Genomic DNA, 25,445 nt, shown 5'->3' with positions numbered 1-25,445 from the left:
TGGTGCGGACCTGGGCGCCGCGCTAGATGTGGAGTGTCATGTCCATGTGGATATCCTGAGTCCGCCGCCAGGTTTCCCCGAACTGAGGAGTGACCCCCATGAACTTCTCGCTCGCATCGACGTTACGCACCGCGCGCCCACTCGTGCAGGCCGTGTTCCGGCTGGTGACCGGATTCCTCTTCGCCTGCCACGGCGCGGCGTCCCTGTTCGGAGTCCTGGGCGGCTCCCACGGTGGCGGCACGGTGCCCACCCTCCAGTGGCCCGGATGGTGGGCGGCGGTCATCGAGCTGGTGGGTGGCGTCCTGGTGTCCCTCGGCCTGTTCACCCGGGCGGCGGCCGTCATCTGCTCCGGCTCCATGGCCTACGCCTACTTCAGCGTCCATCAGCCGCACGCGCTGTTCCCGATGGTCAACGGGGGCGAGCCGGCCGTCATGTTCTGCTGGACGTTCCTGCTGATCGCCTGCCTCGGCCCCGGCGCCTACGCGCTCGACGCGCTCGTGAAGAGGGAGGCGATCACCACAGCGGACGAGGGCGCGGCACCGGTACCCACCGCGTAGCCCGTCCCACCGGAACGTGCCGTGCCATCCACCCCATACGCGGCACGCGAGAGCCCCTCGGCGGGAACGAGGGGCTCTCGCGTGCCGACAGGCGGCGGCGGGAGCGATGACGTCCGATCGGCGGACTGCGCAGGGGGGAACGGCAATCCTTCGGCTTCATACGACGCCGGCCGGCCGTCACGCTGCTGCTGCGGAACCGGACGTTCAGCGACACTCCGGTCGAACGCCTGGTCCCGGCCGACCGTCTCGAAGGCATCTTTGCCGCGTCCGGCGGCCGTGGTGTTCGACCTCGCCGACGCGGCGTCGGCCGAGTGAGAGGCAGCTGCCGACCTCGGCATGCGCGTCAGTGTGGACACCAACCGCGCCCTCCTCGATGCCGCCCTGGCACAGTCGGCCGTCACCGGGCCCGCCAGACCTGCCCCTGCCACCTGCGGTCAGCGAGACGAACCTGCCCATGCCGAGGCCGAGTTGCGGCACGCAGAAACTCGTCTGCGAGCACCTGATCGCGGACCGTACCCCGCGCGGTTTCAACGACGGCCGTGTCGCCCCCCTTGCGACGGTCGCGGCACGGCCGCCTGCCCGCACACATCCGCGAACCACGTGCCGGACGCGCCGCGACCTGCCCGATCCGCCCCGAGCTGCGGCCGGCCATCGCGCAGGCCGAACGCGGCCACGGTCCCGGACGCCTGGTGACCTTCACACCCGCCCCCGTCACCGAGGCCGTCATCGGCTGGGCGTGCGCGCACGCACCCCCTCACCCGCATCGTGTCGATCCCCGTGCACGCGGACGGTTCGACGACCGGGCCGTACGAGGTCTGGCAGGTCATCGGGCCGGTGCTGACTGCGCTGGTGCCGGTGTGCGGGGCGGCGTCCCGGCGCTATGCGGTCGGCGCCGTGCCGGGCGGCGCGATCGGCCTCGCCCTCGCCGCCTGTGCGGACTGATCGGACGACGACAGCGGGCTGTACGTCATCGGCGTGGGGACGGTCATGATCGGCAGCTTCGTCGCGACCGACGTCGTCTCCGCCGTGACCACCTCCCTGACCCAGGACGTCGCCCGACCGGCACCGGCGTCGAGCCCGCTATTCGACGGCCGGATCCTCATGGGCGTGCCGCAAGGCCTCCTTCACGGACTTCTCCACCTCGAACCGGCTGGTTCCGTTCGCCGTGGCGAACGCGGTGATGGCCGCCTGCACCGCCTCGGCCGCCTTGCACCAGCGACGCAACCGCGCCTCGTACTCCTCACCCCTGAGCCCGGCGAGCTTCGCGCGCTCTTCCTCGGCGCACCGTTCCAGTTTGATCAACTCATCGGGTACCTCTGCCACGGGCACGGATCGTAAACGCCGCGAGCACGGCGAGAAGCGCCGGACGCACCGGCCGATCGGGTGGTCGGGAACGGGTCAGGGCAGGGTCAGGATGCGGGGGCCGTGGTCGGTGATGGCGACGGTGTGCTCGATGTGGGCGGCCCTGCTGCCGTCGGTGGTGCGCAGGGTCCAGCCGTCGATGTCGGTGCGGTAGGTGTTCCGCCCGCCGGCCATGAGCATGGGTTCGATGGCGAGGACCAGGCCGTGGCGGAGGGGGAAGCCACGGCCGGGGCGGCTGCGGTTGGGGACGTGAGGGTCTTCGTGCATGCGGCGGCCGATGCCGTGTCCGCCGAAGTCGGCCGGCATGCCGCAGCCCGCCTTGCGGGCCACGGTGTCGATGGCGTGGGAGATGTCGCCGATGCGATGGCCCACCTGGGCGGCGGCGATTCCGGCGTCGAGGGCCTGCTGGGTGGCGTCGATCAGATCGAGGTCGCCGGGGCGTGGCGTTCCGACGGTGAAGGTGATGGCCGCGTCGCCCGTCCAGCCGTCGAGCTCGGCGCCGCAGTCGATGCTCAGCAGGTCGCCGTCGCGCAGCCGGTAGCCGGTGGGGATGCCGTGTGACACGGCGTCGTTGACCGACGTGCAGATCACGGCCGGGAAGGGCACGGGGGCGAAGGACGGCCGGTATCCGAGGAACGGGGAGCCGGCTCCGGCCTCGGCCAGGACCGACCGGGCCGCTTCGTCCAGTTCTCGCAGGGACACCCCCACGTCGGCTGTCTCCCGGGCTGCGGCCAGGGCGCGGGCCACCACACGCCCGGCTTCGCGCATCGCGTCCAATGCGGCATCGGTCTTGATCTCCACCATGTGCGTGACTCCCCGCAACACGTCGTTCCAATACTTATACCGGTATTAGTATCACGGTCATGGTGTGAACTCCTCTGACGCCGTGGGAACGGGAACGCGGCGAGCGGTTCGGCACGCTGCTGCGTCGAGCGCGTGGCAGCCGGAGCACGGCGGAGGTGGCGGCCGCGGCAGGGGTTTCCGCGGAGACCCTGCGCAAGATCGAAACCGGCCGGGCCCCGACGCCCGCCTTCCTCACCATCGCGGCCCTGGCCGCCGCGCTGCACGTGTCGCTGGACGAGTTGGCGGGCCGCCGTGCGCGCACGACCCGGACGGGCGGGAATCAGCGCTCTCGGCCTGAGGGGCGGGCGGCATCACACCCGGTAGCGCGACCGGGGTCGGCGCCTCGCCCCACTTCCTGCGTCCTGCGCGACGTGGTCCACACGGAATCCGGCCCTCCGCTCGCGGCCGGCCCTCACCGGTAGCGCAGCAGCAACATCGCGGCGTCGTCCTGGAGAGGGCCGCTGACGTGCTGGAGCAGATCCTGGCGGAGGGTCTCCAGGGCGGTCTCGGGATCGTGGTCCTTGAGCAGATGGGCGCGATCGGTGAGCGGGTAGAAAAGGCCGCCGCGGTCGCGGGCCTCGACGATGCCGTCGGTGTACAGCAGCAGCTGGTCGCCGGGCAGGAAGGCCGCGCGGTACGGCTGCGGGTCGGCGCTGCCGTGCGCGCCCAGGCCGAGCGGCAGCGCGTAGGACTCCGGTTCGGGCAGATCCACGGTGCCGTCGTCGCGCACCAGCATCGGGGCGGGGTGGCCGAAGTTCAGGAACGTGACCTGGTGGGCGCTCACCTCGGCGAGGATGGCCGTGACGAAGCGCTCGCCGTCCAGCTGCCGGTCGACGGAGCGGGCCAGTCTGGCGCCGACCTCCACCAGGTCCGCCTCGTCGAGGGCCGCCTCACGGAACGCGCCCAGGACCAGCGCCGCGGTCTCCACCGCCTCCAGCCCCTTGCCCTGCACGTCCCCGACGATCACCCGCACACCCTGCGGTGCGGCGACGACCTCGTACAGATCTCCGCCGATACGGGCCTCGGCCACGGCCGACGTGTAGGAGACGGCCGCCCGCAGCCGGCCGGCGAGCTTCGGCACGGGCTTGAGCAGCACCCGCTGCGCGGCCTCGGCGATCGACCGGACACTGTCCAGTTCGGCCTCCCGCTCGCGGCGCAGGAAAACTGCCACCAGGCCGGCGAGGGTGACGCCGATGACGGAGCCGACGACCATCAGGCCACGGCGCGGCGCGGTCATGTCGTCGTACCAGCCCAGCGCGAAGCACAGCAGCAGCGCGATCACGCCGACGCACGCGGTACGCCGCCAGCCGCCCACCAGCGGGGCGAACGCGGGCCCCACGGCCACCAGCGGCAGGAAACCCAGCGACGGTCCGGTCACCACGTCGGCCAGCGCCACGGCGCCCATGACCGCGAAGGGCAACACGGACAGCACCCTCGATCGACGACGCTGTACGGCCATGTCTCCCGCCCCTCCCCCTCACGTCCGACCGGCACGACACATCATCGCAGACGTACCCATTGCCCCTCATAAAGAGGCGACAGCACCGCGACCCGGCTCAAGGGTGGAACGCGTGGGCGGCAACAGTCGTCTGACCAGTTGATCGCGAACCGGTCTTCTTGCTGGTCCACGGTGTCCGACCGCGCCCTGGTCACGGTTTCATCAACGGCGCTCACCTGTGATTCCGTGGCGCGGCTACAACCGTTTGAGATTCACCTGCTGGGGGGATTGCCCATGAGCCTGACCGGGACGTCGTTCTTCGTCCTGCTGATCGTGGCCACCGTCGTGTGCGTGGCCGGCACCATGGTGCTCTGGTCACGGCTCAGAGGGCCCCACACCGTGCGATGGGTGGTACGGCTGGTGATGATCGGTCTGTGCCAGCTCACCGCGATCTCGGTGATGGCCACCTGGATCAACAACGACTACGGTCTGTACGCCTCCTGGGACGATCTGCTCGGCAATGACAACGGAGCCGCCGTCGCCATGCCCGGCCCGCCGGCCGACCGCGCGAAGTTCACCCACACGGACACAGGAGTGCTGGACACCTACTTCCGCGGCAAGCACTCGCAGCTGTCCGGGCAGGTGATCGTCTGGACACCGCCGGAGTACGACCAGCCGCAGTACCGTCACACGCGCTTCCCGGTCGTGATGCTGCTGCACGGCGTGCCGGGCAGCCCGGCGTCCTGGCTGGAGCACGGCGGCATGCCGGGGGACTTCGAGAGCGTGGTCAAATCGGGCGCCTCGCACCCCTTCATCCTGGCCATGCCGGTGGTCGACCCGGGCGGTGTCGACACCGACTGCACCGACCAGCCCAACCGGAAGGTCGCCACGTGGATGGCGCGTGACGTGCCGGAGCTGATCAGCCAGAAGTTCCGTACCATCGCCGGGCCCAAGGGGTGGGGTCTCATGGGCTTCTCGACCGGGGGCTTCTGCGCCACGCGGCTCCCGCTGGCGTACCCGAAGGTCTTCGGCTCCGGCGCCGCGCTGGATCCCGACCCGCTCACCGGCGACACGGGCGTGATCACGGACCCGGTCTCCCGCGAACGCACCAGCCCCACGTACATGGTGAAGCGCAGCAAGGCAGTGGTGAACCTGTTCCTGGCCACGTCGGCCGAGGACCGGCTGAGCCCGCCGCACTACATCCAGCAGTTCGTGAAGGAAGCCGCCGCGACGATGGTCCGGACGCAGACCATGGTGCTGCCGAGCGGCGGCCACAACTACAACACCTGGACGCGCCTGTACCCGGCGGCCTTCACCTTCCTGAGCCGCCACACCACCGCACCGAAGGCCTGAACAGGAACCCCTCGGGGGCTGTCGTTCAGGCCAGGGTGACGTGCATGCCGCCCTCGGCCAGGACATCGAGCACGTCGGCGAAGCTGTCGTGGTGAGCGCCGTCCGGTGTCAGCGTCCGGGACAGGTGGGCGCGGGCCGTCCCGGCGTTCTGCCAGAGCAGGGTCGCCGGGGCGGTGTAGCCGAAGCGGCCGCGCAGACAGTCGTCCAGCGCGGCCAGGCAGCCGCCGAAGTAGCCGCCCGGCCCGTTCACCGCCTCGCCGAGCGCCAGGTAGAGGCCCGGTTCGTCGGTGACGTGACGGCCGTCGAGTGTGTAGGCGTGACCGGCCGGCCGGTCACCGGGAGTGCGTCGGCCCGCCCGGTCCCGGACGAGATCGAGCCAGGTGCCACGGCAGCGGGTGTCGAGACCGGCCCAGGCGCCCGGGGTGTCCGGCGGTCCGGCGAGCCGACGCTCCCAGACGGAGCGGGCGTGCTCGGGAACGGGCGTGAAGAACTCCCCGTCGAGCTCCAGGTCGATCAGGTCCGGCCCGTGGGCGGACGGGCGCCAGGCACGGACCGAGGTCCACAGCAGCTGCTCGGTCAGCGGCTCGCCCAGGTCGTCGTGGATCTCCAGTGCGGCCTGCTCCAGGTCGAGCGCCCGCCGGGTGCCCTTCGCCAGCGCAGCCCGCAGTCGCTCGCTCTGCGCGAGCCCTCGCAGGACCAGGGAGCGGGGGGCCCGGTCCGGCGGCAGGATGCGGACGAATTCCCGGCAGGCACCCAGCCAACGGCGCTCGTCATGTACGCGGACGGGGCCCGCGTACCCCTCGGGCGGGCCCTCGTAGTCGTCCGATCCGGTGAGGACGACGCTGTCCGTCCCCGCGGGCCGGCCCTGGCTCAGCGCGTCCTCCAGCAGCCACGGGCCGAGTTCCTCGTTCTCCGGGACCAGCCACACCCGGCTGCCGATCCAGCCGCGCGGCTCGGCGCGTTCCGGAGTCCAGCCGAACAGTTCGTAGGTTCCGCGCCAGGGTTCCCCGAAGAGCCCGTCCACCGTGGCGCACATGCCCCAGACATGGTCGTTCTCCGTGTCCCTCAACGCGTACCGTCCGTGCTCGCGACGGTGCCCGACCTCATTCACGCGCCGAATCATCCCCCAGACGAAGCCCCGCGGCGAAGCCGTTTTCCCCCAGGACACCGGGCACAAGCCGCCGTCGGAGTCCGCTTCCACCGGTTCTCGGAGGCGGTGCGACAGGCGTTCCGTGTGTCACCCGGACGTCGGGGCGTGTGGGTGGGCACGACGGGGCAGAGTGATCTTGGAGGGTGCCGATGACAGCACGTGACGTATCCGTGGACGCGACCGCCGGGACGTGGTTGCCGCGCGAGGAATGGGTCAGGACACAGCCGCGGGCGCTCATCGGCTCGTGCGTCCTCGTGCACGACAGCGGCGGCCGGGTCCTCCTGCTCCGCTACGGACCGGACGGACCGGGCGCCGGTACGTGGTGGCTGCCGGGCGGGATGCTCGATCACGGTGAAGATCCCTGCACGGCGGCCCACCGGGAGATGTGCGAGGAGACAGGCGTCGAACTGCCTGGCGTGCCGAGACTCATCGGCATCGACCACCGCGTCGACGTCGGCGGCACGGGACCGGTTCTCGACTGCTACTTCCACGGCGGGGTCCTCGACGCGGGAACCTCGATCCGGCTGAGCCCCGAGCACGACGACCACACCTTCGCCGACCTCGACGGGCCGGAGCGGCTGATGACCGCCGCTCACGCAGCGACGCTCAGAGCCCTGCATTCCGCAGCCGCCCGGGAGGCGGTCGTCTGCCTTCGCGACGGCCTCACCCTGGCGTGAGCCGCCGCGTCACTCACCGACGTGCCTCGACGCCGTCGAGCAGAACGGTCAGGCCGAACTCGGACCGCTCGCCCACGCCGGGCCCGGCCGGTGCCCCCAGCCTGCCGGTGAGGAGTCCGTGGCCACCCGCGAAGGCGTCGGCCACCCGCATTGTCAGTGGTGGCTGCGAGGCTGGCCGGTATGGACAGCGAGGATGAGCAGCTGCTGCGCGGCCGGGTCTACGGCCGGGACCACGACGACCCGGGCCCGCGCCCGGGACGGCGCTACGTCGAGCTGGTCGGCGGCCCGCTGGACGGGCTGCTGCTCGACATCACCGGCCGGACGCCGGACGACCCGGGTGCCAGTGTCGCCCTCGCCACCGAGCTGGGGCGGTTCGGCGCGGGCGGCCGGGCGGTATACGCCCCGCGCCCCGGCGACCGGCGCCGCTTCGACTGGGTCGGCGACGCCCCCTGACTCGTCGCACCGGCCGGCGTCATGCGGTCTCCCGGGCGACCGGGGCGGCGGCGACGGCCAGGGACTCCAGGACGCGGGCCGAGCGTGAGCCGGGGGCGCCGGTGATCAGGACCACCTCCTGGTCGTCCTCCGGTACCAGCAGCACATCGCAGTTCAGCCGCAGCCTGCCCAGCTCAGGATGGTCCAGGGTCTTGGCCCGGTGACCCGGCGCATGTACCGGGTGGGTCTGCCAGATCCTCCGGAACTCCGCGCTCTCGGCGTGCAACTCCTCCAGCAGAAGCGCGAGTTGGGGATCTTGTGGGTAGCGCTCGGCCGCCCGGCGCAACCGAGCCACCGCGATGGACCCGAACTCCCGTGTGCTGGAGGTCTCGTACGTCTGCCCCGCGCCGAGGAAGCGCCGCCGGGCCAGATTGGTCGTGCGCCGGGCCAGGCCGTCGCTGAGCAGAGCCCGGGCCGCCGGATTCCAGGCGACCACACCGTAGGCGGCGTCGGTGACGATCGCCGCGGTCCCGGGCAGCCGTTCGAGGAGCTGCGCGACCTGCGGACGCGCCTGACGTACGGGTCGTGCGGCAGGCGGTGCGGCCGCGCCGGCGAGCTGGAACAGATGACTGCGCTCGGCCGGTTCGAGCCGCAGCGCGCCGGCGAGCGCGTCCAGGACGCGAGCCGAGGGGCGGGGGCCACGAGCCTGTTCGAGCCGGACGTAGTAGTCGACCGACATGTGAGCCAGCTCCGTCACCTCCTCCCGCCGCAGTCCGGGCGTACGGCGCGGAGGGCCCTCCGGCAGACCGACCTCCCGCGCGCTCCGCGCCGCCCGGCGTTCCCGCAGGTAGCGGGCCAGTTCCTGCCTCGCCATGGCGCTGCCTCCTCGTCCTGCCAGGTACAGGTGATCCCTGGCAGGGCGGTGCCGGCCGGGGGAACCGTGGCTGTCATGAACGATCGCACAGCACTCGTCACCGGTGCCAACAAGGGCATCGGCCACCACATCGCCCGCCTGCTCGCCGCCGAGGGCTTCACGGTGTACGCCGGCTCCCGCGACGCGGGGCGCGGGGAGGCCGCGGCCGCGGAGATCGGCGACGGCGCCCGGCCGCTCGTCCTGGACGTCACCGACGCGGACGGCATCGCACGCGCCGCGGCCGGTGTCGACCGGCTGGACGTGCTGGTCAACAACGCCGGTGTCGCCGTCACGCTCGACCCGCCCGCCGAGACGGGCCTCTCGGACCTCCGGCAGACCTATGAGACGAACGTCTTCGGCGTCGTCGCCGTCACCAACGCCTTCCTTCCCGCCCTGCGCCGTTCGGCCCGGCCGCGCATCGTGAACATCTCCAGCGGCACCGCATCGCTGTCCTGGAGCACCGGCCCCAACCCCCAGTTCACCCCGGGCAACGGCTACGGCGCCGCCTACCGCTCCTCCAAGGCCGCGCTGAACGCGCTCACCGTCTTCTACGCCCAGACTCTCGGCGAGCCCTTCAAGGTCAACGCGCTCGCCCCCGGAACCCGGGCCACCGACCTCAATCCGCGGGCCAGGGCCCGGGGCGGCGATCCGGAGGAGGGCGCACGCGGCGCCGTACGGCTGGCGCTGCTGCCGGGGGACGGGCCGACCGGCGGCTTCTTCTCCTGGGACGGCACGCAGGTGCCCTGGTGAACGGCGATACGCACCCTTGCCGAAAAGGTCGTGACCCCCTTGTGAAACGCCGGTCAGCCCCGGCCGTCGGCGGCGGGGGCTGAGTGGTCGGGCCGTTCTCAGATGTGCGGACGGTGGCCCTTCTCCTGGCGGGGGAAGGACTGGGCGGCTCCGGGCAGCTTCGGTTTCGGCAGCGTGGCCACCTCTTCCTTCGCCTTGTGCAGCTGCTCTGCGGTGTCGTGGGGGAGTCGGGGCGGGCTGGAGCGGGCGTCGCGGAAGCGGAAGGCGGTGGTGAGGTCCCCGAAGGCGGCGCGTCGCCAGGCGCTGATGTTCGGCTCGCTCACCCCGGTGAACCGTTCCAGGAACCGCAGGGCGGACGTGTGGTCGAAGGCCTCGGAGGCGACCCAGCCGCCCACGGTCCAGGGCGAGATGATGACGGCCGGGACGCGGAACCCGCCGCCGATCGGCAGGCCGTGGACGTACTCGTCCGGGGTCCCGCGAGGCGGGGTCGGCGGGGCCACGTGGTCGAACAGGCCGTCGTTCTCGTCGTAGTTGAGGATGAAGGCGGTCTTGCGCCAGACCTTCGGGTTCGAGGCGATCGCCTCGATCTTCGATGCGACGAAGTCCGCGCCGGCCGCGGGGAGGTAGTCGGGGTGCTCCGACTGGTAGCTGGTGGGCATGATCCATGACACGGCCGGCAGCCGGTCGTGGCGTGCGTCGTCCTCGAAGGCGCCCGCGGGCCGCTTGCGTACGCCACGCTCGTACAGCTCCGAGCCGGGCCGCGCGTTCCTGAAGGCCGCGAACTGTTCGAGCATGTTGCAGCCGTAGTTGTCGTCCTGCTGGTACACCTTCCAGCTGACACCGGCGGCCTGGAGCCGTTCGGCGTAGGTCTTCCAACGGTACGGCGTCGGCGCGTCGTTGCTGATGACCGGACCGCCGTGGGTGCCGTCGGGGTCGATCGAGCCGGTCATCCACATCAGGCGGTTGGGCCAGGTGGGGCCGAACACCGAGCTGTAGTAGTTGTCGCAGACGGTGAAGGTCTCGGCGAGCGCGAACTGGAAGGGGATGTCCTCGCGCGTGTAGTAGCCCATCACGTAGGGGCCGTTGACGCCGTCGGCCTTGCGGTGCGCGGGCAGCCACCGGTCCATCCTGCCGTTGTTCCACGCCTCGTGCTGGACGGACCAGGCGTGGCTGGTGGACGGGATGGACTGCGCGCTCGACTTGTGGGTGTCGAGGTGGAAGGGCAGCAGATAGCCCTTCGGGTTCTTGGCGTCCGGCTGGTAGAAGACGCTGCGGCCGGTGTCGAGCCTGAGGGCGTGCGGGTCGTTGAAGCCGCGGACACCCGAGAGCGTGCCGAAGTAGTGGTCGAAGGAGCGGTTCTCCTGCATCAGCATGACGACGTGTTCGATGTCGCGCAGCGAGCCGCGCGCGGGGGGTCCGGAGGCGACGGCCTTCTGGACGCTCGGTGGGAGGAGGGAGAGGGCCGCGGCGCCACCCAGCGCGCCCGCTGCCCCGAGCAGTCTACGGCGTGTCAACTCGGGCATGAATGCCCCTTCTTGAGCGAGAGCGGATTCCGTAGGGACGGCCCAGGCCCCCGGCGAAGGGCAGGGCCGCCCATTACTCTCTGCCCAGGACAGAGGAGCACATCAGGGGTGAATGGTGAACTTGCGGCCAACGGGCGGAAAGGGGTTGGCCAAGCTGTGACCGCCCACACCCGCACGTTGCCCCGTTGTTGTCGTCCGTTGGGAAAAGAATGGCCGCTGCATGGATCAAGGAGCGGCCGACCGGTCGGCTCGCGGCGCAGACGGCACGCACGCCCGGCAGTGACGGCTGATTACGGTAGGGACGGTTTGCGGTTGAGCGGGAGGACGTGAAGACGTGGATGTGTATGAGGCCGTGGACAGCCGACGGGCCGTGCGGGCGTTCAGCGATGAGCCGGTGCCGAAAGAGGTACTCGCACGTGTGCTGGCCGCGGCGACGCGGGCTCCGTCGAGCGGGAACCTCCAGCCGTGGCATGTGTATGTCGTGACCGGCGAGCCCTTGGCCGAACTGAAGAGGCGCGCGACGGCCAGGGCGCTGGCGGGAGACCCCGGTGACGAGCGGGAGTATCCGATGTACCCCGCCGAACTGACCTCGCCGTACCTGGACCGTTTCGCCGCCGCGGCCGCCCAGCGGTACGAGGCGCTCGGAATCGACCGCGACGACCCCGACAGGCCCAGGAAGATCGCCGCGCTGAACGCGGAGGCGTTCGGGGCGCCGGTCGTCCTGTTCTGCTACCTCGACCGGACGATGGGGCCCGGCCAGTGGGGTGACGCGGGCATGTTCCTGCAGACGGTCATGCTGTTGCTGAGGGCGGAAGGGTTGCACAGCTGTCCCCAGGTCATGTGGACCGTGTATCGCAAGACGGTCAACGGGACGGTCGGGGCCGACGACGGGCTCGTACTGTTCTGCGGTGTCTCGGTGGGGTTCGAGAAGCAAGGCGTGCCGCGGCTGCGTACCGGGCGGGCGGACATGACGGAAACGGTGAGCTTCATCGGTGTGTGACCGCGAGGCGCCCTTGCTTTCAGGCGGCCTCGGGCTCCGGCTCAGGTCCCGTTCTCGCGGACAGGCCAGGGGCCGTCATGGTCACGGTGCCGTCCGAGAGGTGCAGGACGAGGTCGGCCTGGGCCGTCAGGCGCAGGTCGTGGGTGATGAGGAAGGCCGTGCGCCCGGCGGTGAGACGACGCAGCGGCGCCATGATCCGGGCCGTGGAGTCGTCGTCGAGTCCGGCCGTGGGCTCGTCGAGGATCAGCACGGGCGCCGTGCGCAGCATGGCCCGAGCGAGGGCGATCCTGCGGCGCTGGCCGCCGGAGAGGTTGTTGCCGCGTTTGCCGGCGGGGCTGTCGTAACCGTCGGGCAGCGTGCTGACGAAGCCGTGCGCGTCGGCCGCGACGGCGGCGGCGATCATGTCTGCCTCGGTGGCGTCGGGGCGGCCGTAGAGGATGTTCTCGCGGACCGTGCCGTCGAAGAGCATGCTGTCCTGCGGAAGCAGGGTGATGTGCCGGCGCACCTCGTCGACCGGGAGTCCGGCGATGTCCCGGCCGTCGAGCAGGATGCGGCCGCGAGACGGTTCGTGGAAGCGCAGCAGCAGTTTGCCGAGGGTGGACTTGCCGGCGCCGCTCGGTCCCGTGACCGCGACGAGCAGGCCGGGGGCGATGGCGAGTCGTACGCCGTGGAGCACGGCACGGCCGCTGCCCGGGTAGGAGAAGCCGACGTCCTCGAACGTGACGGCGCCGCGCACCGGTTCGGCGAGCGGCGGGACCTCCGGCCGAGGGGCGTCGTCGCGGACCGTGCCGGTGCGCAGTACCTCGATGAGGCGTTCGCAGGCGGCTGTCGCGGAGGAGGCGCTGACGACGATCTCGCCGAGTTCCTGCAGCTTGGGGTGGAGATAACCGAGGAAGGCGGCGAAGGAGAGCAGGCCGCCGACGCTGAGGTGGTGTTCGGAGATCTGCCAGGCTCCGGCGCCGATCACCGCCAGCACGCTGACGGTCTCGACCAGCTCACCCGTCGGGCCGTACACCGACGACAGCCGGATCTGCCGTAGCCCGGCCCGCATCCAGTTACGGCCCTCACGGTGCACCTTGCCGCGCTCGGCCTGCTGCCGGCCGTAGGCCTGCACCAGGGTCATGTTGGCGAGGCTCTCCTCCAGCAGGGTGGCCAGGCGGCCGTTGCTGTCGCGTTCGGCGCGGGTGGCCGAGCGCATCAGCGTGCCGAACCACCGGGCGGCGAACCAGATCAACGGGGCGGCGGACAAGGTGATCAGAGCCAGCTGCCAGCTCGTCCAGAAGGCCGCCACCGCGAACACGACGGCCCCGGCGGCGGACGTGATCAGTTCGACGGGCGCGGAGGCCACCAGCGACTCGACGGTCTCGATGTCGCCGGTCAGCCGGGCCACCAGATCGCCGGTGCCGAATCGGTCCAGGGCGTCCGGAGGGACTGCTTGCAGATGCTGGAAGACCCGGTCGCGCAGGCCGAGCAGGAAGTGCTCGCTGGTCCAGCCCGCGAGATAGCCGCCCGCCGCAGAGGCGACCGCACCGGTCACGGCGAGCCCCAGCCAGAGGGCGGCAGGCCCCCAGAAGGCGGCGAGGTCGCTCGGGGTGAGCACGTCGTCCGTGAGGACCCCGACGATGCCGATCGCGCCCGCGTCGCACCCGGCGGCGACCATCAGCAGGACGGCCGACACCAGTACGGCCGCGCGGTTGACGCTGACCAGTGGCCAGAAGGTGCGGAACGCGGCCGGCGGGGAGATGCGGGCGTGGCGCATCCGCGACGGAGCCGAAGGCACGGACGGGGGCCACGAAGGTGGTGGCGGCGTCGAGGTCGGTGGAGACGATGGCGGTGACGGGGCATCGGTCGTGGCTCCCGCCCCGGGACCGGCCACGGGCATGGTGCTGGGTGCAGCGGTGTGCATGGCCGACACTTCCTGGGCACTGCCCGGTCCGACGGCGTGCCGGGGCCGGCGCGCACATGTGCGGTGCGTGCGGACCCCGGCACGGTCTGCCTGTGTGGTCGTGTTCCGTGATGCGCTGCTACTTGGCGGCGGCCTTCTTGTGCTTGCGGTGGTGGTGCTTCTTGTGGTGCTTGGCCTTGGCGGCGGCACCGCATTCCTTCTTCTTGGCCTTCTTGGCCAGTGTGATCTTCGCGAAGGACATCGTTCGTATCCCTTCATGACGGGCAGTCGACCGACGCTGATCGCAGCCGACTTCGCCTTGTGTCGCACCTGTGAGTACGGGGACGCCCGATGTCTCGCTCAAGGAGGAAGGTGAGTGTTGGCCTATATTCCCTTACCGAAGTCTTGGCGGCGGACGTCATGACCAGGTGGCCATGCGGTGTTCACTCGGGCGCCGTCGAGGAGCGGCAGTGTGCGGTGGTCGTCAGCTCAACTGCGCGTCAGGGAGGGCCCCATGACCACACAGGCCGATATACCGGACGGGACGTCGAAGGCATCCGAAGGGGTCAGCCGGCGCCACGCGCTGGGCCTCCTCGGTACCGCGGGGGCCGGCGCGGCCGTCACCCCCTTGCTGGGAGCGGGCACGGCGCAGGCGGCCCCGGTGACCGCGCCGGCCCTGCACCGCACCGCGGACTCCTCCGGCGCGCCTCCGGTCCAGGGTCTTCACCTGACGTTCGGGGCCGACCCGCGGACCCAGATGACGGTGTCGTGGATCACCGACCGACCGGTGACCAGACCCGTGGTCCACTACGGCACGCTGGAGCACGGTTTCGGGTCCAGCGCGGCGGCCCGGACGGTCAGTTACGTCGACGGCACGTCCGGCCGTACGGTCTATGTCCATCATGCGTCGCTGAACCGGCTCACCCCCGGCACCGACCACCTCTACCTCGCCACCCACGAGGGGACGACGCCCGACAGCGGTTCGTTCCGCACCGCGCCCCGCGGACGCATGCCGTTCACCTTCACCAGTTTCGGCGACCAGTCCGCTCCGCAGGTGACCTGGGCGGCCAATGGCACTGCGGCCCTCGACGCGAACTCGACGCCCGCCACCAAGGACATCGTCACCGGCATCGAGCAGGTCGCACCGCTCTTCCATCTGCTCAACGGCGACCTGTGCTACGCCAACCTCGATGTCGACCGGGTGCGCACCTGGAACAACTTCTTCACCAACAACACCCGCTCGGCGCGCTTCCGCCCCTGGATGCCGGCCGCCGGAAACCACGAGATCGAGAAGGCCAACGGCCCGCTCGGACTCGGCGCCTACCAGACCTACTTCTCCCTTCCCTCCACCGAGACCGACGCGGAACTCACGGGTCTCTGGTACGCGTTCACGGTCGGCTCGGTGCGGGTGATCGTGCTCCAGAACGACGACAACTGCCTCCAGGACGGCGGCGACGTCTACATCAGCGGCTACTCCGGCGGACGTCAACTCGCTTTCCTGGAAAGGGAACTGAAGGCGGCGCGCTCCTCCCGCGACATCGACTGGGTGGTCGTCGCCATGCACCAGGTGATGGTCAGCTCCACCGACGCGAACGGCGCCGACCTGGGCCTGCGGCAGAAGTACGGCCCCCTGTTCGACAGGTACGGCGTGGACCTGGTCCTGTGCGGTCACGAACACAACTACGAGCGTTCGCTGGCGGTCCGCGGAGTCGTCACAGGCAGTGAGACACTCACGCCCCGCCCGGTCTCCGGGAGCGCCGACTCCATCGACACGGGGCTGGGCACCGTGCACATGGTCCTCGGCGGCGGAGGGGTCTCGGGGACCACGAACCAGAACTTCTTCACCGACGGGACCGCCAAGGTGATCACCTCGGTGTCCGCGGCGGCCGGCGCGAACGGCAAGCGCACCTCCACCTACACCAAGGAGGAGGCCGTCTGGATGGGTGTCCGCGACGTGGAACACCCCTACGGCTTCGCGGCCTTCACCGTCGACCCGGGCCGGCACGCGGGCGACACCACCCGGATGCACGTGACGTACTACAACGTGAACAAGCCGCACGGCGAGCTGTCGGTCTTCGAGAACTTCACCCTCCACCGCAGGCGCTCCGACGGCCACGCCGGATAGCCGCGCTCAGCGCACGAACTCCATGTCGGGATAGCGTGCCGACGGGCCCTCCAGCAGTTTTCCGCAGCGGCCGCGCAGCCAGTGGTCGAAGTACGCCGTGATGTAGGCCTCGTTGGTGCGTATCGCGATGCCCGGGTCGATCGTGCCGATGTCGTCGACCCGGTCGGCGCGCCGCAGATGCAGCTGGGGGACGATCGCTTCCGCGTCGGTGAACGAGGCGTGTTGCGAGCCGCGCAGGGTCAGCTGGCGGGTCCAGCCCGGAGTGTGCGCGCGGAACGCCTGCCAGCCCGCCCCGGTATCGGTCTCGCCGTCCTTGCCCAGCAGAAGGAGGGGCCTGTCGAGACCGTGCCGGGCGACCGGCATGAGCGTGCCGTCGAAGTTCGTGAGGTTGCCGTCCATGTCGATGCCCGCGGAGATCCGGTGGTCGGCGTCCATCGCCTGTGCGGCGGCGGTGCCGCCCAGCGAGTGGCCGAACATGCCCACCTCGGAGAGGTCGAGTGCCCCGGTCAGGCCGGTGGGCAGCCGCCGGCCGTCCGCGTCGGGGTTCCGTCCGCTGTCCAGCAGGTGCAGCTGGTCCAGGACGAAGCCGGTGTCGGTGACCCGGACGGCCAGCGACTCGCGGATGAAGGGGTCGGCCTGGGAAATTGGCGGAAAGGACGCCGTCGCCAGACTGCCGTCGGGGAACTGGACCTCGGGCGACTCGTAGGTGTTGTCGATGGAGACGACGGCGTACCCGTGGCTCGCCAGATCGGCCGCCAACGTGGTGCCCCAGGTGCGGGGTTCGCCGAGACCGGGGGAGTAGAACACCACCGGCAGACGCTCGCCGTGTCCAGCGGCCACGGGTGCGTCCACCGCCACAGGGGTGACGGTGCCGGCCCAGTCCGTACGGCCGGCCTGGGTGTGCAACCCGAGGAGGCCGTCGGCGGTGACGCTGTCGAAGTGCGCGGCGGCCGCGGGCAGCATGTACGGGGCCCGCGGGTGGTGGGTGGCCCGGGTCGTGGGGTAGTAGACGGTGACCATCAGTTCCCGGTGTTTCTGCCCGGCCTTCCACGGGTCGGGGCGTGAGCGGTCCACGAGGTGCAGTGGAACCGCGCCTACGCCGTACCGGCCGGACGGGACCGGCAGCGTCGGCTTCCGGGCGGGCGGCGGAGAGGAGCGGGCAGGGGCGGCCGCCTGGGCGGGCAGGGCGGCCGTCAGGGCGCAGAGCGCTGCGACGGTGCAGGTGGTGAAGGCGCGGAGCCATCGGACCGGGCGGCGTGTGTACGGGTGACGCTTCGTCATGCAGCCAGAATGGTCCTGCGCCGACCGCGGTACATCAGGGAATCCCCGGATCACCGCTCGGGGTCCCACCGACCTTTCCCGGAGGGACAGCCCCTGCGGGCCGAGACCGGTTTCCGGGCGCGCCGGAGAGATCGTTCGAGCGGTGGCGTGAGCTCGTCGTGGCCGTGTTCGACTACGTCGCCGACGGCGACGCCTGCTGGATCGTCATGGAGTACGTACCCTCGCGCAGCCTGGCCCAACTGGTCGCCGAGTGCGGCCCGTTGACCCCTCAGGAGGCCGGCCCGATCGGCTGTCAGATCGCGGCGGCGCTGACGAAGTCCCACGATGAGGGCGTGGTGCACGGCGATGTGACACCGGAGAACGTCCTGGTCACCGAGGCCGGGGTGGCCCGGCTGACGGACTTCGGGATCGCGCGGGTCCTGTGGAGCGAGGTCACCCGGACCGGTACGCACACCACGACGGGCACGGTGCGCGGCAAGCCCCGCTGTCTCGCGCCCGAGGTGGCCAGGGGAAAGACGCCGAACGCGAAGGCCGGTCCCCGTACGGGGAGTTCGACCACGTCATGGGCTACCTGGCGCGCGCTCTCGAAGGTCATGTGGACGCCCCGGGGCGGGCGGGCCCGCTCACCGGCCCGCTCACCGCGTTCCTGGAGGCCGAGCCCGGGAAGCGACCGGACGCTGCCGAGGCCCGCATCCTGTTCGTGCGTGCCGCACCCCCGCCCGCGCACATCCGGGAGTACGTCCAGGAGCACCTCGCCCAGGGCGTGCAGGAGGCCGCCCGGAAGACGCTCTGACTCGGCCGCACCCTGGCCCTGCCGTCACTCACGCTGTGGCTGCAGAGGAAGGTGCGCCGTCGGCCGCCGTGGCGGCGCTGGCCGTCGCAGGACTCGCCGTCGGACTCGCCCTCTTCGGCCCCTGGTCATCCGGGCGCGGGAAGAGGGCCGGTCCCGGTGCCGGCGCCGGACCCTCCGCCACGGTACGGGCCCAGGCGGGCGCCATGGGTGACGCCCCGAGCGCCGACCCCTGCCAGGTCCTGGGCGCCGCGTCACTGAGCCGCTTCGGCCAGACGGAACTCACCCCTTCCTAGGGCCAGTTGAACCGCCGTGACGTACCTGTGCAGAACGCCGCCGGGGACGACATCGCCGACGCCGAGGTCGACCTCAGCACGGATGTCGAGCAGCTCGACAGCGGCGTGCCCGTCCGCAGGGTCGGCAATGTCGAGGTCGCGTCCCTGAAGCGGGACGAGGACCAGTGCCTGCGGTTCATCGTGACCCCGGACCACCGGCAGATCGTCGTCAACGGCAAGCGGGAGAGCGCCGGCGCACCCGACCCGTGCGCCCTGGCGGACGCCGCCGCCGACCATGCCCTCGCGGTGCTGGACCGTGGCCCGGTACCCCGGCGTGCGGCGCCCTGGCCCGCCGACTCGCTGGGCCGGCTGGACGCCTGCACACTGCTCGATCCGGCCGCACTTGAGCGCGTGCCCGGTCTGCGGCAGCGGCCGACGGACCGTGGTTTCGCCGACTGGACCTGTGACTGGGCGAGTCCGGACGGCCAACACGCCTACGTAAAGGTTCAGTTCACGCAGGACAACGACCTGTCGGACAACGGACGGCCCGCCCGGATCGCCGGGACGACCAGCTACGTCTCTCCCAAGGAGGCCCTGATGTTCGAGGACGTACAACACGTCACCGTCGTCGGCAACACCTCCGCCGCCACCGACCACGCCATCGTCCTGGCCATCCACTCCACGGGCGCCCACGTCCACGGCAACAGGACCGACCCGCGGGTCCGCTGCGAGGTCGGCGTCGACGCCTCCTCCCGGCCCGGCTACCGCGGCCCGACGCTCCCTGACGCCCCGGCCCGGCGTCCGGCCCCGCACCTGTCAGTGCCGAAGCCGGTCGGCCGTGGCGAAGAGCGCGCAGGCCAGCACGATCAGCAGGAAGCTCACCACGGCCTCGTAACCGTGGAAGAACGACAGCCGCCGCACCATGCCGACGTGCCAGTGGGTGAACTCCTGCACCAGGCCCAGCACCCCTTGCACGAGAGCGACGAACCCGGCCACTTCCAGCACCTTCTTCATGCCCACGATGGTCGCGCGCGCAGGCGTCCGCACGCATCGGCCGGGCGTCGGGACGGCACCGCCGAAAGTGCGCGGTCCGACCGGGCCGGATAGCCGAAAGTCGCTCCCCCCGCGACTTCGGTAGCAGACCTCCGGTGCATCGTGGGCGATGTTTAACGATCTTCTCCGGCTGCGCGGATTCTCGGTGTGCTCGGCACCGACTCCCGCGCACACCTGGTGCGCCGTGGTCGCAGGGCGCACCAGGTGTGCCGGTGACCAGCCCGGTGACCGTACCGCCCGAGGGCGGGGTCACCCGAACGGCGCACACCGCCATCGGTCCGATATGCCGTGTTCGCCCGTTTGGGGCAAGCTGGAGGCGGATCCGTTGCCCATCCCGTGATCACTGTTGTGCCGGGAGGCGTCATGATCGTGGTGGCCTTGCTCGTGCCGGTGATGGTCATGCTCGTCGTGTTCGCCCTGGACGCGTACGAGGACCTGCTGTTCCCGCCGACGACGAAACCCGGGCCGGACCAGGAGACGCTCGACCCGACGCGGGATTCCGGGCACTGATCACAGACGTCCGCAGCACTCCGGGGACGGCTGGCGGGCGCCGGGGGAAGGTCGGATCGAACGTGTCATGGGAGGCTACCTGGGGCCGCGAGGGCGGTCCGTCCCGCGGTCGGCGCAAGACCCGCAGCGCCAGGAGGCTTCTCATGATGTCGCTCGATCTCCACCCGATCTTCCGGAACAACCGCGACATCGAACTGGCGCTGCGTCAGTTCCTCTTCAAGGCGAACCACGCGGGCGAGCCCGTCGCGGAGATCATCCCCGGCAAGGGCTCCGGGCGGCTCAGGGCTCGCGTGCTGGCGTTCCTGGACCAGAAGCACATCCGGAAGCTGTACATCCGGCGCGAGGTCGACGGGGGCAACACCGGGCGCATTCTCATCTACTTCCGGTGATCCGGGACTGTCTCTACCCTCCGCCCGCGTCGTACGGTGGTGACGGCAGGTTCCAGACGGCGTCGAACCGGCCGATGATCCGGCGCAGTTCGCGAGCGCTTCGTGGTGGGAGGGCCCGCGTCACGGTGTCGAGCAGAGTGCGGGCTTCGAGAGGGCTGCCGCAGCAGTCCCCGTGCGCGTATCCCCCTTCGTAGTCCCGCCACAGTTCGCGCTGGGGGCGATGGACGTATTCCTGCCACAGGCGTACGGCTCTGCCGACGTCTCCCGGGTGCAGATAGTTGCGGGTGCGCTCAAGACCGGCGATCTCGGAGAGCGCACGCGAGGACAAGCCGTCGATGACGGGCGTCGGACGGCTTGTCCGGCGGCCGGAGTCACCGGCCCGGAGCTGTCCCGGCCGGCTACGCGGCATGGACCTTTCGGTTGATCGTCATGCCGCCCATCATGCCAGGACCTCGAACGGAGTCGCGAGTGGAATTCCGGCGCCACCGGATGTCCCGCATCCCATGGAGGAAGACCCGAACAGAACTGACGTAGCGTCAATCCGGTGCTGTGGCAGAGTGGTTCCGCAAGAGATGATCAAGAGGAGGAGGGTCCTGCCATGGCGGCGGAGCTGAACGAGCGGGTGCGCGAGCGGCTGGAGGCGCCGAACTTCTGGTACGTGGCCACGGTGACGCCGGACGGGGCGCCACACGTCACGCCGATGTGGGTGCACCTGGAGGACGGACTGGTCGTCTTCAACACCTCGGTCGGCCGGATCAAGGAGGAGAACCTCCGCAACGACGCCCGGGTCCATCTCTCCCACGCCGACGGCGAGAACCCCTACGACCGGGTGCAGATCTCCGGCCGCGTGGTGCGCTTCGCCGAGGGGGAGGAGGCCGAGCGCGGCATGGACCGGCTGGCCCGCAAGTACCTGGGCCTGGACGGATATCCGTGGCTGATCGAAGGCGAGCGGCGGGTGCACGTGCTGGTCGAGCCGGAGCGGGTGCGGCACATCGTCGGCGTCGAGCCGTTCCGGCCGGGAGTCATCCCCTCCTGAGCCACCGGGACGAGAACCGGCCGGTGCTCACTCACCGCGTGACGGGCCCGGCCGGTCGGCGGACACCGGCCGGCAGCCCCCGCCGAGGCCCCAGCACGGTCAAGCCCTGCGCATGTCCCGCTGCCATCGGATCTCGCCGTCGTGCCAGGTGCAGGTGGGGGCGAGTCCGGCGGCCGTGGCCACCGCCGCGGAGGCCCGGTGCTCGGGGTGGATGTGTGCGACGACGGTGTGCACCGGCAGTCGGCCGAGCCGGTCGACGAGTCCTCGGGCCGCTTCGGAGGCGATGCCCCGGCCCTGCCACGGTGTGCCCACCACCCAGGCGATCTCCGCGGTGAGGGCGTGCTCGGAGGGGCGGACCGTCGCCTGCACGGTGCCCGTGAGACAGGACTCGTCGCGGAGCAGGATCACCCAGTTCAGCCAGGAGACGGCCGGGTCGGGCGAGCCCGCGGTCAGACGCCGGTAGCGCGAGCGCAGGGCCTGCGGGGTGTCCGGTGTGCCGCCGATGAAGGTGTGCAGCTCCGGATCGGACAGCGCCTCGGCCATCTCGTCGGCGTGCTCGACGCGCAGCGGCAGCAGGTCCAGTCGCACGGTACTGATGGCCCGTGCCGCGAGGTCGCTCATGCCGCGACCCTACTGCGACATCGTCATGAGATCGCCCCGGCAGCCACGGACTTGAGGCTGCCGGGCCTGGCCGCGCAGGGTGAACTCGCCCCCGAGGCCCGCTACTTGACGTGGACGAGGTTTCAGCTGCGCGGGACACGACCCAGGCGGCGCAGCGCCTGCTGTCGGACCTGGTGGCCGCGGTGGACGGGGCCGACGTGGCCGACGTGGCCGTACGGCCTGAGCTGGTCGTCGCCGGCCGAAGGCGGCCGCGGCCGGGGACAGCGGCCGCACCGAGCACACGGCCGTGTCGTCGGTGGCCTGCAGCCGAGGGCGGCCGGGGCGGCGGTCGTGTCCGCGGCCACGGTCAGCGCGGGGCGGTCCCTCCCCACAGAGATCCCGCACACGGGCCTCGGCTGTGCCGGGAATTCACCACGCACGTCGATCCCTCGTGCGCGCAGCACCGTCGCGTACCGTAATGCCGGTAATGACCGTACGACTTTCGGACGGCAACGGCACCGGTGCGAGACCGACGGAATTGGTTCATGTGACAAGGGGTCCGGCGCGGGGCGCGGCTTCGACGGTCGCGTCGGTGCTGCTGTGCGTCGCCGCCGTTCTCTACAACGACTGGTTGCTGCAGTTCTTCGTGACCACCGGCCTGCCCCAGGCCAGCTCCTACGTCAGCGAGACCTTCGCGGCGGATCAGCCGCACCGGCTGCTGTTCGGCACCGTCGAACTGTTCTGCGCCGCCATACTGATCGCCGCTGCCGCGCTGGCCGCGCGTGCCGTGCCATGGGGCCTGGCGCTGGCAGGCTGGAGCGCCGTCGGGGTCTTCGGCGGCTGCTCCGTCCTCGACGTGCTGCTGCCGATGGGATGTGCGCCGTCGGTGGAGCACGGCTGCCCGCCGGACAACTTCCAGCACACCACCACCAGCGGTCTCGTCGAATGCGCGCTGTTCATGTCCATGGCATTGTTCGGCCTTGCGGTGCGCCGTCCTGTCCTGGGACGTGGACGCCCTGTCCCCGGCCGTCGGGGACCGGTCGCAGGCCGGTGGGTGCCGTATCTGATGCCGGTGTCGATGGCGTCGGCGATCGCCACCGTCGGCCCCTATCTGGGGCATCCCGGAGGCCAGGGCATTGCCCAGCGCATCCACCTCGTGAGCGTCGCCGTCTGGTTCGTCCTCCTCGCCGTCGAGGCCCGCCGTGCGGGCTCGCAGCCGGGGCGCCGCGAGAGAGATCCCGGCCGGGGCCCCGGCCGTGGTGGCCGCGATGGCGTGCAGGCCGCCCTCGCCGGCGCCCGACCTCTTCCCCCGCCGCTTCCCGACGCGCCGCCCGCGCGGGCCCACGGCTACGCGACTCCCGACCGCCGGTCTCGTCCGTCCCGCGCGCCCCGGCCCCCTTCGGACCCCGGTGGCCGGCGCGGTCGTATCCGGGACGGACAGTAGCTGCCCGATGAGCGCGGTGGTCCAGGGTGCGGCCAAGGCGACGGTACGGGCTTTTCACGCGCATCCGGACGACGAGGTGCTCGTGACCGGCGGCACTTCGCGCGGGCCGCGGCCGAGGGGCACCGCGTGGTCCTCGTGGTCGCCACGGACGGTCTCATGGGCCGGAGGGTGAGGCACCGCGCCTCGGCAAACTCCGGGCGAGTGCGGCCGTGCTGGGCGTGGCAGGCGTGGTGCACCTCGGCTACCACGGACAGCGGACACGTTTCGTGCGGGCGGACCCGGAAGAGGCCGCTGAGCGGCTGGCCGCCGTCCTGCGTGAGGAGGACGCGTACCTGCTCCTCAGCTACGACGCCGCCGCGCGAGGGGTGGACCGTCCGGTCGGACTGGTCCGCCTGCGGAGGATCCCGTTCCGGTACGACGCGGAGGCGCTGCGGACCGCCTTCGGCCCGCGCGCGGCCATCACCCACACGATGGACGTCCGACGGTTCGCGGCACAGAGGCAGGCGGCACTCGCCGCACACCGTACCGAGGTGTCGAGGCCGGGGCGAGGACCGGGGGCTGGCCGCCGGCGACATCTTCCAGTCCGGCGTGCAGCGCCCGGCCAGCCGCTGTGAGGGCTCGGTCGGCAGGCGCGCCGACGGCGTCGAAGCGGTCGGGTTGCGCTGCGCCAGGCAGGGGTGCGTGGGGGACGAGCCGGTGGATGGCCTCGGCGTCCGCGAGGGGAGTGCAGACGTCGTCCGCACCGGCGACCACGAGTACCGGGAGCCGGTGGCGCGCATCATGGCCACGTCCTGTCGCCCCGGCCGGTGTGCGCGCAGCCGCGCCCCGGGCGCAGCCCCACTCCGCCCCTGGTGAGGGACGATGGAAGGGAGGCGCTGACGATGGCACGCATCCTTGTCGACGGTGGTGAGCTGGTCGTCCGGCCGCTCTGGTGGGAGCGGGTGGCCGTACGGCACGGGGACGTGCGGGTGCCGCTGGCCGCGGTGCGGCGGGTGACGGTCGAAGGGAACTGGTGGCGGGCCCTGCGCGGGGTGCAGCACGGCGGCCTCCGCATCCCCGGCGTCCTGTGCCTCGGCACGCGCGCTCACCAGGGAGGGCGGGACTTCGTGGCGGTGCGGCCCGGCAGCCCCGTGGTCTGCGTCGAGCTGGGTCCGTCTGCTCCGTTCTGCCTGCTCGCCGTATCCGCGAAGGACGGGTGGGACGGTGAGGCCGTGGCGCGCAGGCTGCGCCGGGCCGCGCCGCTGCTCGATGCCTCCACGCCCTGGCGCCAGCCGCTCCCCGTGCCCGCCGAACGGCCTCCCGCACCGCCCGAGGCCGCCCGCCGGGAACTCCCCGCGCACCAGGAAGCCGTCAACGGCGTGGATGGTCACGCCCCGCGGACGTGAGGCCCGGGCGGTCGCCGTCCGCTGTGGCGCCGGACCGAAGCTCCCCTCGACCGGGCTCGAGCGGGTCTCTCGTTGGCGGCGGCCCGGTGACCTCCACGGCGGCCGGACGGAGCAGCCGGGCGCCGTGGAGGTACCCGGTGCGCAGGATCTTCGTACAGATCGGTCGGTCCGTGTCCCGGGACACGTGATGGGTGAGCGCGTCGTGGCACACCGGGTCGAAGGGCTCGCCCTCGGCGCCGAACGCCTCGACTCCCAGGGATCCCAGCTGTGTTCGCAGGGCGTCGGCGATGTCCCGCAGCCCCGGTGTCATGGTCTCGTGCGCGCAGGCGCGGTCGACCGCGTCCAGGACGGGCAGCAGGGCGCGCAGGACGTTGGCCAGGGCGGCCTCGCCCACGGCCAGCCGGTCCCGGTGCACCCGCTTGCGGTAGTTGTCGTACTCGGCCTTCACCCGCTGCAGGTCGGCCGTGCGCTCCTCCAGCAGGCCGTGCAGCCGGGCGGGATCCGGGTCCGGCAACCGGCCCCGCTCCATCGTCGGGTCACCTCCGGATCACGTTCCTCACAGCCTGGATAGAACGCGGACCCTTTCATGTCAAGGCCGGCGCGCTCGCGGTCCCGGAAGCCTGTCCCCCGATGCCCCTCGCCCTGTGTCCTGACTCCGGGGAAAAGGGTGTGAC

The 25,445-nt window shown here is 71.4% G+C and carries 31 protein-coding genes and 1 pseudogene; 19 read left to right on the top strand and 13 right to left on the bottom strand.

Features of this window, described 5'->3' with window-relative positions; translation table 11 throughout:
* Positions 1–98 precede the first annotated feature (98 nt).
* Both BIV25_RS09965 and BIV25_RS50915 read left to right on the top strand, forming a co-directional pair.
* Positions 99–557 (top strand): DoxX family protein, encoded by a 459-nt coding sequence (locus tag BIV25_RS09965; protein WP_071371844.1) that lies wholly within the window; start codon positions 99–101, stop codon positions 555–557.
* Positions 558–1,322: 765 nt separating this feature from the next.
* Positions 1,323–1,499, top strand: a complete 177-nt coding sequence (locus BIV25_RS50915) for a hypothetical protein (RefSeq protein WP_177235217.1) — start codon at positions 1,323–1,325, stop codon at positions 1,497–1,499.
* A gap of 138 nt (positions 1,500–1,637) precedes the next feature.
* Here the strand turns inward: BIV25_RS50915 and BIV25_RS09960 are convergent, their stop codons facing one another.
* Positions 1,638–1,880, bottom strand: a complete 243-nt coding sequence (locus BIV25_RS09960) for a hypothetical protein (protein ID WP_256255712.1) — start codon at positions 1,878–1,880, stop codon at positions 1,638–1,640.
* A 75-nt stretch (positions 1,881–1,955) separates the two neighbouring features.
* A complete protein-coding gene (map, locus tag BIV25_RS09955) occupies positions 1,956–2,723 on the bottom strand; it encodes a type I methionyl aminopeptidase (protein WP_071371842.1) in 768 nt (255 codons plus the stop codon).
* 74 nt (positions 2,724–2,797) lie between these two features.
* On the opposite strand from map, the gene BIV25_RS46685 reads away from it, so the two are divergent.
* Entirely contained in the window at positions 2,798–3,184 is a 387-nt protein-coding gene (locus BIV25_RS46685) for a helix-turn-helix domain-containing protein (RefSeq protein WP_256255726.1), read from the top strand.
* Here BIV25_RS46685 and BIV25_RS09950 read toward each other — a convergent pair.
* A complete protein-coding gene (locus BIV25_RS09950; RefSeq protein WP_071371841.1) occupies positions 3,175–4,221 on the bottom strand; it encodes a PP2C family protein-serine/threonine phosphatase in 1,047 nt (348 codons plus the stop codon). The genes BIV25_RS46685 and BIV25_RS09950 overlap by 10 nt on opposite strands.
* A 273-nt stretch (positions 4,222–4,494) precedes the next feature.
* On the opposite strand from BIV25_RS09950, the gene BIV25_RS09945 reads away from it, so the two are divergent.
* Positions 4,495–5,553, top strand: coding sequence for an esterase family protein (locus BIV25_RS09945; RefSeq protein WP_071371840.1), 1,059 nt, complete (start codon positions 4,495–4,497; stop codon positions 5,551–5,553).
* 25 nt (positions 5,554–5,578) lie between these two features.
* Here BIV25_RS09945 and BIV25_RS09940 read toward each other — a convergent pair whose 3' ends face one another.
* Positions 5,579–6,676 (bottom strand): barstar family protein, encoded by a 1,098-nt coding sequence (locus BIV25_RS09940; protein WP_071371839.1) that lies wholly within the window; start codon positions 6,674–6,676, stop codon positions 5,579–5,581.
* Between the two features lie 176 nt (positions 6,677–6,852).
* Here BIV25_RS09940 and BIV25_RS09935 point away from each other — a divergent pair, with 176 nt between their 5' ends.
* Positions 6,853–7,380, top strand: a complete 528-nt coding sequence (locus BIV25_RS09935) for an NUDIX hydrolase (RefSeq protein ID WP_071371838.1) — start codon at positions 6,853–6,855, stop codon at positions 7,378–7,380.
* 13 nt (positions 7,381–7,393) lie between these two features.
* On the opposite strand, the gene BIV25_RS52565 is transcribed toward BIV25_RS09935, so the two are convergent.
* Complete coding sequence (locus tag BIV25_RS52565; RefSeq protein ID WP_256255710.1) at positions 7,394–7,525, bottom strand: hypothetical protein; 132 nt, start codon at positions 7,523–7,525, stop codon at positions 7,394–7,396.
* A 35-nt stretch (positions 7,526–7,560) separates the two neighbouring features.
* Between BIV25_RS52565 and BIV25_RS09930 the strand changes: the two genes are divergently transcribed.
* Positions 7,561–7,833 (top strand): hypothetical protein, encoded by a 273-nt coding sequence (locus BIV25_RS09930; RefSeq protein WP_071371837.1) that lies wholly within the window; start codon positions 7,561–7,563, stop codon positions 7,831–7,833.
* A 19-nt stretch (positions 7,834–7,852) separates the two neighbouring features.
* Here the strand turns inward: BIV25_RS09930 and BIV25_RS09925 are convergent, their stop codons facing one another.
* Positions 7,853–8,686 (bottom strand): helix-turn-helix transcriptional regulator, encoded by an 834-nt coding sequence (locus BIV25_RS09925; RefSeq protein ID WP_071371836.1) that lies wholly within the window; start codon positions 8,684–8,686, stop codon positions 7,853–7,855.
* A 75-nt stretch (positions 8,687–8,761) separates the two neighbouring features.
* Here BIV25_RS09925 and BIV25_RS09920 point away from each other — a divergent pair, with 75 nt between their 5' ends.
* Complete coding sequence (locus BIV25_RS09920) at positions 8,762–9,475, top strand: SDR family NAD(P)-dependent oxidoreductase (RefSeq protein ID WP_071371835.1); 714 nt, start codon at positions 8,762–8,764, stop codon at positions 9,473–9,475.
* 98 nt (positions 9,476–9,573) lie between these two features.
* Here BIV25_RS09920 and BIV25_RS09915 read toward each other — a convergent pair whose 3' ends face one another.
* Positions 9,574–10,998 carry an alkaline phosphatase family protein gene (locus BIV25_RS09915; RefSeq protein WP_071371834.1) on the bottom strand — a complete coding sequence of 475 codons (1,425 nt, stop codon included), beginning with the start codon at positions 10,996–10,998 and terminating at the stop codon, positions 9,574–9,576.
* A 334-nt stretch (positions 10,999–11,332) separates the two neighbouring features.
* On the opposite strand from BIV25_RS09915, the gene BIV25_RS09910 reads away from it, so the two are divergent.
* A complete protein-coding gene (locus BIV25_RS09910) occupies positions 11,333–11,998 on the top strand; it encodes a nitroreductase (protein ID WP_071371833.1) in 666 nt (221 codons plus the stop codon).
* Between the two features lie 19 nt (positions 11,999–12,017).
* Here BIV25_RS09910 and BIV25_RS09905 read toward each other — a convergent pair whose 3' ends face one another.
* Together BIV25_RS09905 and BIV25_RS52560 are read right to left on the bottom strand one after the other, a co-directional pair.
* On the bottom strand, positions 12,018–13,778 hold the full coding sequence (locus BIV25_RS09905) for an ABC transporter ATP-binding protein (RefSeq protein ID WP_256255709.1): 1,761 nt from the start codon (positions 13,776–13,778) through the stop codon (positions 12,018–12,020).
* A 244-nt stretch (positions 13,779–14,022) separates the two neighbouring features.
* Complete coding sequence (locus tag BIV25_RS52560; RefSeq protein WP_256255708.1) at positions 14,023–14,145, bottom strand: hypothetical protein; 123 nt, start codon at positions 14,143–14,145, stop codon at positions 14,023–14,025.
* Between the two features lie 252 nt (positions 14,146–14,397).
* Between BIV25_RS52560 and BIV25_RS09900 the strand changes: the two genes are divergently transcribed.
* Positions 14,398–16,008, top strand: a complete 1,611-nt coding sequence (locus BIV25_RS09900; protein WP_071371831.1) for a metallophosphoesterase family protein — start codon at positions 14,398–14,400, stop codon at positions 16,006–16,008.
* Between the two features lie 6 nt (positions 16,009–16,014).
* Here the strand turns inward: BIV25_RS09900 and BIV25_RS09895 are convergent, their stop codons facing one another.
* On the bottom strand, positions 16,015–17,289 hold the full coding sequence (locus BIV25_RS09895; protein ID WP_071371830.1) for a Tat pathway signal protein: 1,275 nt from the start codon (positions 17,287–17,289) through the stop codon (positions 16,015–16,017).
* A gap of 206 nt (positions 17,290–17,495) precedes the next feature.
* Here BIV25_RS09895 and BIV25_RS52555 point away from each other — a divergent pair.
* The 6 genes and pseudogenes from BIV25_RS52555 to BIV25_RS09870 form a co-directional block, all read left to right on the top strand.
* Positions 17,496–17,744, top strand: a pseudogene (locus tag BIV25_RS52555) (protein kinase); the annotation flags it as partial.
* A gap of 107 nt (positions 17,745–17,851) precedes the next feature.
* Entirely contained in the window at positions 17,852–18,082 is a 231-nt protein-coding gene (locus BIV25_RS52550; RefSeq protein ID WP_256255729.1) for a hypothetical protein, read from the top strand.
* A gap of 35 nt (positions 18,083–18,117) precedes the next feature.
* Positions 18,118–18,375, top strand: a complete 258-nt coding sequence (locus tag BIV25_RS09880) for a hypothetical protein (RefSeq protein ID WP_143076603.1) — start codon at positions 18,118–18,120, stop codon at positions 18,373–18,375.
* A 27-nt stretch (positions 18,376–18,402) separates the two neighbouring features.
* On the top strand, positions 18,403–19,461 hold the full coding sequence (locus BIV25_RS54280) for a hypothetical protein (protein WP_071371826.1): 1,059 nt from the start codon (positions 18,403–18,405) through the stop codon (positions 19,459–19,461).
* A gap of 309 nt (positions 19,462–19,770) precedes the next feature.
* Positions 19,771–19,917 carry a hypothetical protein gene (locus BIV25_RS50905; protein ID WP_177235216.1) on the top strand — a complete coding sequence of 49 codons (147 nt, stop codon included), beginning with the start codon at positions 19,771–19,773 and terminating at the stop codon, positions 19,915–19,917.
* Positions 19,918–20,060: 143 nt separating this feature from the next.
* Entirely contained in the window at positions 20,061–20,306 is a 246-nt protein-coding gene (locus BIV25_RS09870) for a Smr/MutS family protein (RefSeq protein WP_071371825.1), read from the top strand.
* A 13-nt stretch (positions 20,307–20,319) separates the two neighbouring features.
* Here the strand turns inward: BIV25_RS09870 and BIV25_RS09865 are convergent, their stop codons facing one another.
* Positions 20,320–20,634, bottom strand: coding sequence for a hypothetical protein (locus tag BIV25_RS09865; protein WP_256255705.1), 315 nt, complete (start codon positions 20,632–20,634; stop codon positions 20,320–20,322).
* A gap of 270 nt (positions 20,635–20,904) precedes the next feature.
* Here BIV25_RS09865 and BIV25_RS09860 point away from each other — a divergent pair, with 270 nt between their 5' ends.
* A complete protein-coding gene (locus BIV25_RS09860; RefSeq protein WP_071371823.1) occupies positions 20,905–21,342 on the top strand; it encodes a PPOX class F420-dependent oxidoreductase in 438 nt (145 codons plus the stop codon).
* 99 nt (positions 21,343–21,441) lie between these two features.
* Here the strand turns inward: BIV25_RS09860 and BIV25_RS09855 are convergent, their stop codons facing one another.
* Positions 21,442–21,963 (bottom strand): GNAT family N-acetyltransferase, encoded by a 522-nt coding sequence (locus BIV25_RS09855; RefSeq protein ID WP_071371822.1) that lies wholly within the window; start codon positions 21,961–21,963, stop codon positions 21,442–21,444.
* 526 nt (positions 21,964–22,489) lie between these two features.
* On the opposite strand from BIV25_RS09855, the gene BIV25_RS09850 reads away from it, so the two are divergent.
* From BIV25_RS09850 to BIV25_RS09835, 3 genes are all read left to right on the top strand, one after another.
* Positions 22,490–23,386 carry a DUF998 domain-containing protein gene (locus BIV25_RS09850; RefSeq protein ID WP_256255703.1) on the top strand — a complete coding sequence of 299 codons (897 nt, stop codon included), beginning with the start codon at positions 22,490–22,492 and terminating at the stop codon, positions 23,384–23,386.
* 209 nt (positions 23,387–23,595) lie between these two features.
* Complete coding sequence (locus BIV25_RS50900; protein WP_071371820.1) at positions 23,596–24,000, top strand: hypothetical protein; 405 nt, start codon at positions 23,596–23,598, stop codon at positions 23,998–24,000.
* A gap of 267 nt (positions 24,001–24,267) precedes the next feature.
* Positions 24,268–24,771, top strand: a complete 504-nt coding sequence (locus BIV25_RS09835) for a hypothetical protein (protein WP_071371818.1) — start codon at positions 24,268–24,270, stop codon at positions 24,769–24,771.
* Here BIV25_RS09835 and grpE read toward each other — a convergent pair.
* On the bottom strand, positions 24,737–25,300 hold the full coding sequence (grpE, locus tag BIV25_RS09830) for a nucleotide exchange factor GrpE (protein WP_071371817.1): 564 nt from the start codon (positions 25,298–25,300) through the stop codon (positions 24,737–24,739). The two genes, BIV25_RS09835 and grpE, sit on opposite strands and share 35 nt — an antisense overlap.
* Between the last annotated feature and the right edge of the window lie 145 nt (positions 25,301–25,445).

The organism is Streptomyces sp. MUSC 14 (genome assembly GCF_001866675.1).
Classification (GTDB): domain Bacteria; phylum Actinomycetota; class Actinomycetes; order Streptomycetales; family Streptomycetaceae; genus Streptomyces.
This window is presented reverse-complemented; position numbering and strand designations above follow the sequence as displayed.